This is a genomic window from Streptomyces sp. SID14436, assembly GCF_010548465.1.
In the GTDB taxonomy this organism is placed as follows: domain Bacteria; phylum Actinomycetota; class Actinomycetes; order Streptomycetales; family Streptomycetaceae; genus Streptomyces.
Window position 1 is genome coordinate 1 of the sequence record NZ_JAAGMD010000448.1, and the last position, 11,504, is coordinate 11,504.

Genomic DNA, 11,504 nt, shown 5'->3' on the forward strand with positions numbered 1-11,504 from the left:
GCGGGGCCGGCGTCGGGCCGGCGAGTTGTGCTCACGGAGTCACGGCTCCTGGGGGTCGGTGGCGTGGGCGGTGGCGGAGGTGGCGCGGCGCAGGGCGAGGACCTCCTCGCGGCGGCGACGGGCCGCCGCGGCGGCTTCCTCGGCCGCGGAGATCGCGGCGGCCAGCTGGTCCAGCTGCCGGTCGTGGGCGGCGGTGAGCCGGTCGATCTCCTCGCGCCAGGTGGTGTCGTACCGCCGGCGCAGCGCGTCGATGCCCGCGTGGGCGTCCCGGCGGACGCGTCGCACGCAGTCGGCGACGAGGCTGTCGATCTCATCGTGGGCGGCGGCGATGACGGGGCGGGCCCGGTCGAGGAACTGCTGCCGGGTGGCGTCGGTGCTGCGGGTGCCGAAGGCGGCGCCGAGGACCCCGCCGATGACGGTGCCGAGACCGGGGGCGATCATGCTGCCGACCAGGGCGCCGGCTGCGGCTCCGCCGCCGGTGCGCCAGTTGTCGCTGGTCACGAGGGTGGCGCCGATCGTGGCCAGGGCCTCGTCGATGCCGGAGAGGTCGGGTGCGGGCGGTTCGGTCCGGTCCACGGCGGGGGCCGGGGGCGTGGCCGTGGTCTCCCCGGCCAGTCCGGCGAGCCGGTCGTACTGGCGGCCGAAGTCCTGGGCGAGTTCCCGGGCGGCCTCGGTGAGCAGTTCACCGGCGCGTCGGACGGCGGCCCGCACCTGCTGTTCGGCCCGTTCGCGCAGGTGCAGCCGGACGAGGCGGGAGACCTCCTCGGCGGCCTTGGCGGTGTTGTTGATCTTGTTGCCCGCGACGGCGTCGTCGATGTCGGCCGCCAGTTGCTCCCGGGAGGCGGCCAGGACGTCGGGCGACGCCGTGAGGAGGGGGTCGGAGCCGACGCGGCCGCGGGCGCGTCCGGCCCAGCCGTCCAGGAACTCGGTGAAGTCGGGGAGGGTGAGGGCGGCCAGTTCGGCGCGGGAGCGGGTGAGTTCGGCCCGGCGGCCGTCGGTGGTCTCCTCGACCGCGGCGAGCAGGTCGGAGAGCAGGCCGTACACGGTGGCGGCCACGGCGGACCGGCGCCGGTCGGCGGCCAGCCGTACGATCTCGGCCTCGACGTCCAGGAACGGCGCGAGGTGGCCCGGGCCGCCGGGGCCGGGGCGTGGAGCGGCGGCGTCGGCGGGGGGCGCGGCGAGGGCTTCGGTCAGGGCCCGGCCGGGGGCGCACGGCAGCAGGACGGGGTCGGCGAAGCCGAGTTCGCGCAGCCGGTGGGTCACGACCTCGACGGTCTCGGGGTGTTCGTCCTCGTCGAGGAGGTCCAGTTTGGTCAGGACGAAGGCGCACCGGTCGTGGTGGTCGCGGAGCGGGCCGGTGAGGAAGTCCACCAGGGTCATGGACAGGGCGGCGACCGCCGGGACCACGACCAGCGCCACGTCCGCCTGCCGGGCGGCCTCCTCGGCCAGCTCGCGGTGCCCCGCGTCGGTGACGCTGAACCCGGGTGTGTCGATGACGGTGACGTCGCCGCCGAGCAGGGCCACGTCGGTGAGCACGTGCAGCCCCCGGACACGGTCGGCCAGGTCGGTGGTGAGCACCCGGTGCAGCGCGTCCTCCAGACGCCTTCCGTCCGTGCCGGGCGTCCGGCCGGCCCAGTCGTCGAAGCTCTGCGACGGCCAGGTGAGCACCACGTCCTCGTCGGTGCGGACGGTGAGGCCCTCGGCGTCCTCGCGGTGCCGCAGCACCGTGGTGGTGCGGGTGGTGACCCGGGCGGAGGAGGGCAGCAGGCGCCGGCGCAGGAAGGCGTTGAGCAGGGTGCTCTTGCCGCTGGAGGTCTCCCCGAACACGGCGACCCGCAGCTCCGGGTCGTCGGCGCGGCTGCGTACCGCCCAGAGCCGGGACCGCAGCGCGTCACGGTGTTCGGCGAGGAGGTCGACGCCGGAGAGCAGGCCGTGGACCCACCGCAGATGTCCGGCGACCGCCGGGGCCCACGGTCCGGCCGGGTCCTTCACCATCGGCTGAGCTGTCACGGCGTCACCGTAGAGGCGGCGCACGCACCTTCTTCTCATCACATGATGGGATTGCTCCCGGTTATCCGAGGACCGGTCACCGCGTCACGTGACGCACCGTCGGACCGACGCCCGCACCGCGCCCGGCAGCCCGGCCCGCGACCTCTGCGGGCCCGGTCCCCCTCCCCTGTCCCGGTCAGGCGCCGGGTGCGGGATCCGGCTCCTCCTCGCCCGGCTGCTGCGGCGGTTCGAGGAGCTGCTCACGGAGGTGGTTCCACACCACGGCGATCAGCGCGGCGACCGGTACGGCGAGCAGGCTGCCCACGATGCCGGCCAGGCTGCCGCCGAGCGTCACCGCCAGCAGGACGACGGCCGCGTGCAGACCGAGCCCGCGGCTCTGGATCATGGGCTGGAACACGTTGCCCTCGAGCTGCTGCACCCCGACGATGATCGCCAGCACGATCAGCGCGTCCATCAGGCCGTTCGACACCAGCGCGATGAGCACCGCGACGAACCCGGCGAACAGGGCGCCCACGATGGGCACGAACGCGGACACGAAGGTGAGCACGGCCAGCGGCAGCACGAGCGGGACGTCGAGGATCCACAGTCCCAGACCGATCAGGACGGCGTCGATCATGCCGACGAGCGCCTGGGACCGGACGAACGCGCCGAGGGTGTCCCAGCACCGGCCGACCGTCACCGGGACGTGCACGGAGAGCCGGCCGGGGAGCTGGCGGGACAGCCACGGCAGGAAACGCGGCCCGTCCTTGAGGAAGAAGAACATCAGGAACAGGGCGAGGACGGCGGTGACCACTCCGCTGAACACGGTGCTGACCCCGGTGACGACCGTGCCCGCGATGGTTCCCGCGCTGTCCTGCACGCGCGCGGTGGCGGCGTCGAACGCCTCGGCGATCTGGTCGTCCCCGATGTTCAGCGGAGGACCGGCGGCCCAGTCGCGCAGCCGGTCGATGCCCGCGACGACGCCGTCGGTGAGCTCCCCGGACTGCGAGGCGACCGGCACCGCGATCAGCGCGACCGTGCCGGCGGCGATCGCCAGGAACAGCACGGTGACCACCGACGCCGCCACGGCGGGACGCAGACCGCGGTTGCGCAGGGCCCGGGTGGGAGGCCAGGTCAGCGTGGTGAGGAGCAGGCCGACGACGAGCGGCCAGACCACCGGCCACATCCGGCCCAGGATCCAGAGCACCACCGCGGTCAGCAGCAGGACCAGGAGCAGTTCACCGGAGATACGCGCCGAGGTGTGCAGCGCGGCGCGCGCTTTCCTCGAACTCAACGTGGCAGACATGGGGTCACCCTATGGGTCACCCGGCATCCCGCCGCGGTCCAGGTCGGACGTGGCCGGCGGGCGGTCAGTCGAGGGGCTCCAGGGTCAGCCGGGCCTGGCGCGGTCCGCCGTCGTGGACGAGGGACTCGTGGTGGCCGACGTCGTCGAAGGCGAAGGCGTACGCCTTGCCGTCGGCCATCTGCGCGTGGACGGCGCGGGCGTAGTGGTTGGTGACCGGGTCCCGGTAGAAGGCGGCCGGACTCGTGTCGGGCTGCTGGGAGTTGACCAGCAGGGTGGTGCGGTTGAAGCCCGCGCACAGGGTGCGGGAGATGGGGCCGCGCACCTGGTCGTTGGGGGCGTCGAGCCGGCGGTGGCAGCCGAAGACGGAGGAGGCGTCGGGCTTGTCGAAGCTGGTGACGACCGCGCCGGAGGTGTCGGTGAAGCGCATGACGCCGCCGGAGACCCGGCCCGAGTAGCGCACGGCGGGCCGGTCGGCGAAGGGGGTGACCGTCAGGGTGGAGGTCGTGTACTTCTGCCAGACGCGGTCGATGTAGTCGTCCATGACGCCGGCGGGCAGGGCTCCGGTCTCCACGCCGTACAGGGGTGACAGGGCGCGCAGCACGGTGCCGTCGGCCGCGGTCTGGATCAGGCCGGACCAGCCGCCGGGTTGTCCCCGCAGCGCGTCGAAGAGGCCCCGGTATCCGCCGGGCCTGAGTTTCCCGGCGCTCACCGAGCTGCCGTCGGCGCGCTGGAGGCCCACGGAGTAGGGCGCGGAGAACATGTCGACCTGGGTGCTGTTGAGCCACAGCCCGTCGTCGTTGAGCGTGTACTCGGACCAGTTGAACAGGATGTCGCGGTTGGGGTCGGTGGGGTTCTGCACGGCGGGCTGGACCAGTCCGCCGGTGGTCAGCTTGAACACCAGCTTGCGGCCGTAGGAGAAGTAGATGCGTCCGGAGAACTTGGGGACGCGGATGGTCTTGGACTGTCCGGCGGCCGGGCCCGGAATGGCGGCGTCGGGTGCGGGGGTCGGTGGGTTGCCGCCCGCGGGCCACGGGTGGAACGTGCCGTCGGCGTCGGCCCAGCCCTGCCGGCCGGTCGACAGCTGGGTGCCGAGGTTGTAGACGTACACCTGGTCCGCGCGGCCCGAGTTGTTGGTGATCGTGAGGGGGATCGTCGCCGGGACCGCGGCCGCCGTGGCGGGTGTGGCGGCTCCGGCCGGGGCGGCGGCCCCGGTGGCGAGGAGGGAGCCGGCCAGCATCGTGGCGAGGGTCAGCCCCGTGGCCAGGGTCCGGCGTCCGAGAGTGCGCAGCATGCTTGTTCTCCGTTCGACTGTTGGGGATTCAGCCTTCTGAGAGCGCTCTCAGCGTCGCGCCATGGCAGGGACCTGTCAATGCACACGGAGGGGCTTGTTCCGGTGCCGGGGCGGGGCCGGGAAGCCCCGCCGCTCACCGCCCTTCCTGCACGACCCCGCGGGTGGAGAAGGTGACCGGGTCCCCGGGCGGGAGGTCCCCCGGCGGGATGCCGGGGTGGTGCCCCCGGGCCGGCGTCCGGGGCCGGGGCGGGCGGGGGCCGAGGGCGAGCCGGGAGACGATGCGGTAGCGGTCCCCGCGGTAGAGGGAGTGGACGTACTCGACCGGGCGGCCCGCGGTGTCGGTGGTGAGGCGCTCGAAGAGCAGGGCGGGCGACAGTTCGGGCACGGTGAGGAGGTCGGCCTCGGCCCGGGTCACCACGGTGGGCTCGATGGACTGCACCGCTTCCGCCACCTGCACCCCGTGCCGGTCGCGGAAGTGCTCGTAGAGATCGCCCTGTTCGAGTTCCTCACCGGTCAGGTCCGGGACGAGTGCCGCCGGGACGTGCAGGTGCTCGATGGCCATGGGCACCTCGTCGACCAGCCGGAGCCGGGCCACGTAGCGGATCCCGGCGGCGGGCGACATCCGCAGCTTGCGCCCCACCCGGGCACCGGCGGGCAGGGTGCGCAGTTCCATCACCCGGCTGGTCCACCGCCCGCCCGCGCGGGGCAGGCCGAAGGAGCCCCGGTCCGGGACCAGTTCCTGGGTGATCTTCTCGTCGGCGACGAACATGCCCCGCCCGTGCTCGCGCACCAGCAGTCCGGCGACGACCAGTTCGTCCACGGCGGCGCGCACCGTGGGCCGCGACACCCCGAGCCGGGCGCACAGGGTCCGCTCGGACGGGATGGCGTCCCCGGGCCGCCGCTCCTCGATCAGGTCCAGGATCGCGTCGCGGACCCGCTCCCGCTTGAGCACCGCACCCGAGGCGGCGGCGTCGATCTCCATGCGGCTTCCTCGCTCGTCGTCGGCGGGGCACTGGTATGCCTCCTCACCTTAACTGGTCAGACGTCAGCGGGCGTTGGCATCGACCCGTTGCCGTCGCCCCTCTCCCCGCCAGGGCCCCGGCACGCCAAGAGCCGTTGGGACGCGAAGGGTTGACGACGTCATTGGTCCATGCCACGTTCGGTTCCGGAACCAACTGGTAAGGCGATGGTGGACAACTGGTCAGCACCGACGGGTCCATTGACTCCGCCGTCCGGCTCCGCCGTCGACGCCGTGCCCGACGGAACGCCCGTGCGGACCGGTGTGCCCCCGCCCCGCTGCCGTCCGGCGTCCCGGCGGCACCCCGGACCCGCCCCGGCGGTCCACCGCGCACCCTCCCCCACTCCCCCACCCCCGCCGCGGCGGGGACCTCGAAAGGACCCCGGATGAGCACCCGTCCTCCCGCCTCGCGCCGCGCCCGGGCGGCCCTCGCCGTGACCGCGTTACTGGCCGGCACGGCCCTCACCGCCCTGCCCGCCGGCACCGCCTCGGCCGCCGACGGCGACCTCGCCGTCCAGTACCGCACGAGCGCCACCGGCGCGGTCGCCGATCAGAGCGAGCCCTGGCTGAAGGTCCGCAACACCGGTTCCACCACCGTCCCGCTGAGCCAGGTGCGGATCCGCTACTACTTCACGGCGGACGCGCCCGACGCCGCCTACCGCTTCGCCTGTTCCTGGGCGGTCCGCGGCTGTTCCGCCGTCACCGGCACCTTCGGGACGCCGGCCCACCCCACCGCCACGGCGGACCGCTACCTGGAGATCGGCTTCACCGCCGCGGCCGGCTCGCTGGCGCCCGGGGCCGACACCGGTGACATGCAGCTCCGCTTCCACCGGTCGACGTGGCAGCCGCTGCGGCAGAGCGACGACCACTCCTTCTCCGGGGACCGGACCGCGTACGCCGACTGGGACCGGGTCACCGCCCACCTCGGCGGGGAGACCGTGTGGGGCGCGGCGCCGGGCGGCGACGACCCGACCGACCCCACCGATCCGACCGATCCGACCGACCCGGGCGGCGGCCGGACCCTGTTCGACGACTTCGACTACGCCTCGCACACCGACCCGGACCTGTCGGCCCACGGCTGGCGCGTGCGGTCCGGCTCCGGCGGCCCGGGCGTGCCGGGCGCGACCTGGGACCCGTCCCGCGTCACCTTCGCCTCCTCGGGCGGACAGTCCGTGATGAACCTGCGGTCCTCCAGCGCGGGCACCGCCGCCTCCACCGTCCACACCGAAGTCCTCACCCGGGACATGAAGTTCAAGGACGGCACCTACGCGGCCCGGGTCCGCTTCTCCGACACGCCCGTGCACGGACCCGACGGAGACCGGGTCGTGCAGACCTTCTTCACCATCAACGACCTGACGGCCCCGATGGCCGACGACTACGCGGAGTACGACTTCGAGTACCTGCCCAACGGCGGCTGGGGCGAGCCGGCCAACATCCTCTACACCACCTCGTGGGAGACCTACCACCCCGACCCCTGGCAGGCCGTCAACCAGCACAGCGAGAGCCGGCGGAGCTTCGCCGGGTGGCACGACCTCGTCGTGACCATCGACGACCGGGCCATCACCTACTACGTCGACGGCCGGTTGTTCGGCACGCACGACGCCGCGTACCTGCCCGAGCGGCCGATGTCGATCAACTTCAACCAGTGGCTGATCGACCTGGAGGGGCAGACGTCCACCACACCCCGCGCCTACGACCAGCAGGTGGACTACGTGCTGCACGTCAAGGACCGGGTGCTCACCCCGGCGCAGGTCTCGGCCCGCGTCGACGCCCTCCGCGGCGCGGGCACGTCGTTCGTCGACGAGGTCCCGGCCCCGTAACCCGGACGGCCCCGGTGCCGCTCCGGCACGCCTTCCGCTCCGTCGCCCGGCCGTTGCGTCGCCCGCTGTGCAGGTCATGGCGGACAATGATGTTGGTGACGGCCGCCCGCGCACATCGGCCGTCCCCGCGTGGGCCGTGCGCCGGAGTGAGGAGGAAGCGCCGCGATGAACCACCGGAAGGTGCGCGACGTCATGAGCGACGCGGTCGTCCGCATCCAGGCCGGCACGCCGTTCAAGGAGATCGCGCACCTGCTGCTCGAGTACGACATCACCGCCGTGCCGGTCGTGGACACCGAGGACCGTCCGGTGGGCGTGGTCTCGGAGGCGGATCTCCTGCACAAGATGTGGGGCCGTCAGGACGGCGACACCGGGGACCGCACGCCGGCGTCCCGGCCCGCCAAGGCGTGGGCCGTGGACGCCGCCGGGCTGATGACGTCACCGGCGCTGTGCGCCCAGGAGGACTGGAGCGTCGTGGACGCCGCCCGGGTCATGGCCCAGCACGGCGTCAAGCGGCTCCTGGTGGTCGGTGCGGACGGCCGGCTGACCGGGGTGGTGAGCCGCAGCGACCTGCTGCGGGTGTTCGTCCGCAAGGACCAGGCGATCCGCACGGAGATCGTCGAGGACGTGCTGGTGAGGTCGCTGGGCGAGTCGCCGTCCGCGGTCGGCGTCACCGTGTCGCACGGGTTCGTGGTGCTCACCGGGCGGCTGTCGTCCGGTGCCGCGCCGGCGAAACTGGTCGAGCTGTGCCGGGACGTCGACGGCGTCGTGGAGGTGGAGTTCCGGCCGGTGCCGGACGGCGACGACGGCGCGCCGGACTCTTTCTGAGGCCGGATCCGCAGGGCTCCGTCCGCGGGGCGCGCCCGCCCGGGCCGGGCGGTCCGGGCGGGCGGGTCCGGGGCGGGGCTCAGCGGGTGGGGAAGTCGTCCGGCGACCTCATGCGGTCGCGGACCCACACCCCGGCGGGCTTGAGCGAGGAGGTGCCGGTCCACGGTCCGCCGGCCGCGCAGGTGCCCGGGGTGAAGACGGCGCCCGAGCGGTGGTCGTCGGAGAAGTTCCAGTTGACCCAGCTGATCTTCTTGGCGGCCATGAGGTCGAGGTAGCGCGCGGACCGGGCGAAGTCGTCGGGCCCCTCCCCGGCGCTGTTCTGGGTGCCGAACTCGGTGACGAACACGGGGATCCGGTCGGCGGCCCGGGAGAGTGCGGACAGGTAGGCGTCGCCGTGGCCGGCGGCGTAGAAGTGGAACGTGTACATGAGGTTCGAGGCGTCGACCGGGTCCGCGACGACCTCGGACTCGTCGGAGCCGTCGGACACGCCGAGGGAGGACCAGCCCCGGGTGCCGACGAGGACGGGCGCGTCGGCGTCGATGCCCCGGATCACCGGGATGATCCGCTCCGCGTAGTCCTTGATGCGGGACCAGCTCACACGGCTCGGCTCGTTGGCGATCTCGTACAGGACGTTGTTCTTCCCCTGGTGGCGCCGGGCGATGTCGGTGAAGAACGCGCGGGCGTTGTCCAGGTTCACCATCGGGTCGCCGGGGTCGAGCATGTGCCAGTCGACGATCACGTACATGCCGCGTTCGGTGGCCTGCTCGATCAGGGAGCTCGCCAGCTCGGTGAAGCGCCGGGGGTCGGTCTCGTAGCCGCCCTCCTGGACGTAGGTGGACACGCGCAGGACGTCGGCCTTCCAGTCCTCGGCCAGGGCGTCGAGGGAGCCGCCGGTCAGGCACTGGGCGTACCACTGGGTGCCGTGCGAGCTCATGCCGCGCAGCTGGACGGGGTGGCCGTGCTCGTTGCAGAGCCTGGTGCCGCAGACCTCCAGTTGTCCGTTGGCGGCGACGGGGGTGCCGGCCGCGAGCGGGGCGACGGGCCGGGCCGCCGGCCGGACGGCACCGTCGGCGCGGGCGGTGGTGGGGGCGGCCGGGGCGGCGGCCGCGGTGGCGAGGGTGAGGAGCAGGGCACTGCCGAGGGCCGCCAGGACGGCGGCCGGACGGGTGTGGGGACGTGCCGGTCTCATGGGGGGTCTCCGTTCGCCCGTGGGGGGATGGGTTAGGAAACTTTCCTAACGGGATGGAACCGGAACGGAGCCCGTAAGGCAAGGTTCACGACCGTCGCAGAAGCGCGGCAGCGCCACGCCGACGCGGCCCCGGGGGCCGTCGGCGTGGCTGTGGTTCAGCGGGTCTCGGCGGTGGACGGCTCGGGCGTCTGCTCCGTCACGCGTCCGCCGGGGTGGCGCAGGGAGAACAGGAAGGCGATGCCCAGGGCGATGGCCATGCCGTAGAACACCCACTGGTTGGCCTCGGCGAAGTCCATCCGCACCGCCGACATGGTCTCCCGCATGGACTCCGCGGCCCGGCCGCCGCCCTCGGGGACGCGTTCGTCGGCGTTGCCGGTGACGGCCTCGGTCACGCTCCGCGCGACACCACGGGCCTCCTCGGGCGGGACGCCGCGGGACTCCAGGGTGTTGACGACCTTCTCGGTGGTGACGTGGGCGAGCACCGTGCCGAAGACCGCCAGGCCGACGCTCGCCGCGTAGTTGCGCACCGTCTGCGTGATGCCGGTGACCTCGCCGTAGGAGGCGCCGATGGAGCGGTTGACGGCGTCCGTGGAGGCGGGGGCGAGGAGGAAGCCGATGCCGGCGCCCGCGAGGGCCGCGTAGGGCCACTGGTCGTGCATCGACAGGTCGGTCAGCTCACCCGCCCACAGGGCGAAGCCGACCGCGCCGACCACGGTGCCCAGTTTCAGGGCCGGCCGCGCCCCGCTCTTGTCCAGGATGCGGCCGCCCCACTGCGAGGCGACGGCGAAGCCGGCGAAGAAGTACAGCAGGAACAGGGCGGCCTGGTTGGGCGAGGCGCTCAGCGACACCTGCGCGTAGACGGAGGCGAAGAAGAACAGCGGGACGAAGGCGAGCATCGCGAAGAACAGCACAATGGAGTCGATGGTGAACGCCCGGTCCCGGAAGACCGACAGGTTGATCAGCGGGTGGCGCACCCCGCGTTCGTGACGGACGAACAGCGCCAGCACGGCGAGTCCGCCGACGATGCACGCCCAGGTCGCCACGTTGTCCCAGCCCCAGGAGAACGCCTGCTGGAAGCCGAGGACGCTCAGGCCCATGCCCACCGCGATCAGGACGGCGCCGCCGACGTCCAGCCGTTCCTCGCGCCGCCGGTCCGTGATGTGCGCCATCGCGGTCAGCACGAGCGCCACGAGCGCCACCGGCACGTTGACCCAGAAGATGGCGCGCCACGTCCACGCGGTGAGCCAGCCGCCCAGCAGCGGGCCCAGGGCGGTCAGCGCGCCGGACAGGCCGAAGAACAGGGCCAGGGCCCTTCCCCGGCGCTCGACCGGGAACACGGCGACCACCACGGCGAGCGCGGCCGGGAAGAGCAGGGCCGCGCCGAGGCCCTGGGTGGCCCGGAAGACGATCAGCCAGGTCTGCGCGAAGTCCCCGCGGGGCACGCAGCCGCACAGCACGGACGAGACCACGAACACCAGCGTCCCGGCCACGACCACGCGCCGCGCCCCGAGCAGGTCCGTCAGCCGTCCGCCCAGGGCGAAGAACGCCGCCAGCGACAACAGGTAGGCGTTGACGACCCATTGCATGCCGGAGGTGGAGAGCCCCAGTTCGTGGTCGATGTCCGGGGCGGCGATGGCCACGATGGTCTGGTCGATGAACGTCATGGCGACCGCGAACAGCATGGCCGCCAGGGCCACGTTCTGCCGGGCCCGTCCGCCCGAGGGCGGCGCGGCCCCACCACGTCCCGCGTTCTGGACCTTCATTCGACCAGTCTGCGTCGGAACGGGTGACGCCGCATCCGCTGACCGGACTCCCCGGGAGGGGCCGGACCGCCCGTCACCGGGGGGTGGTTGGAGCGTTGGGCAGGCCTTGCACCTGCATCTCCCCGCGGGCAGCGGAGCGTCTTGCCTTGGACCACCAACGCGCGGCCCGCCGGAGGAAACCCGGCGGTGCGACGCCTCCGACCGTAGTCCGGGGGCGGGCGGCGGCGCGCGCCGGGCCGGGCCGTGCGGGTGACGGGGGCCGGGCACCTGCCGTGCCGGGCCGTGCGGCGCACTCATCCGGCG

At 73.4% G+C, this 11,504-nt stretch carries 8 protein-coding genes; 2 read left to right on the plus strand and 6 right to left on the minus strand.

What is annotated here, in order from left to right:
• Positions 1-39: 39 nt before the first annotated feature.
• From G3I53_RS15445 to G3I53_RS15460, 4 genes are all read right to left on the minus strand, one after another.
• The gene (locus tag G3I53_RS15445) at positions 40-2,010 is read right to left on the minus strand and encodes a dynamin family protein (RefSeq protein ID WP_164438452.1); all 1,971 of its coding nucleotides are present in this window, start codon (positions 2,008-2,010) and stop codon (positions 40-42) included.
• A 175-nt stretch (positions 2,011-2,185) separates the two neighbouring features.
• Positions 2,186-3,295, minus strand: a complete 1,110-nt coding sequence (locus tag G3I53_RS15450; RefSeq protein ID WP_164332375.1) for an AI-2E family transporter — start codon at positions 3,293-3,295, stop codon at positions 2,186-2,188.
• Between the two features lie 64 nt (positions 3,296-3,359).
• Entirely contained in the window at positions 3,360-4,586 is a 1,227-nt protein-coding gene (locus G3I53_RS15455) for a glycoside hydrolase family 64 protein (RefSeq protein WP_164332376.1), read from the minus strand.
• 133 nt (positions 4,587-4,719) lie between these two features.
• Complete coding sequence (locus G3I53_RS15460; protein ID WP_164332377.1) at positions 4,720-5,568, minus strand: GntR family transcriptional regulator; 849 nt, start codon at positions 5,566-5,568, stop codon at positions 4,720-4,722.
• A 422-nt stretch (positions 5,569-5,990) separates the two neighbouring features.
• On the opposite strand from G3I53_RS15460, the gene G3I53_RS15465 reads away from it, so the two are divergent.
• Complete coding sequence (locus G3I53_RS15465) at positions 5,991-7,424, plus strand: cellulose binding domain-containing protein (protein WP_164332378.1); 1,434 nt, start codon at positions 5,991-5,993, stop codon at positions 7,422-7,424.
• A 165-nt stretch (positions 7,425-7,589) separates the two neighbouring features.
• Entirely contained in the window at positions 7,590-8,249 is a 660-nt protein-coding gene (locus G3I53_RS15470; RefSeq protein WP_164332379.1) for a CBS domain-containing protein, read from the plus strand.
• A 79-nt stretch (positions 8,250-8,328) separates the two neighbouring features.
• Here G3I53_RS15470 and G3I53_RS15475 read toward each other — a convergent pair whose 3' ends face one another.
• Both G3I53_RS15475 and G3I53_RS15480 read right to left on the minus strand, forming a co-directional pair.
• Entirely contained in the window at positions 8,329-9,438 is a 1,110-nt protein-coding gene (locus G3I53_RS15475; protein WP_164438453.1) for a glycoside hydrolase family 5 protein, read from the minus strand.
• Between the two features lie 155 nt (positions 9,439-9,593).
• Positions 9,594-11,120 carry an MFS transporter gene (locus tag G3I53_RS15480; RefSeq protein ID WP_203592598.1) on the minus strand — a complete coding sequence of 509 codons (1,527 nt, stop codon included), beginning with the start codon at positions 11,118-11,120 and terminating at the stop codon, positions 9,594-9,596.
• Between the last annotated feature and the right edge of the window lie 384 nt (positions 11,121-11,504).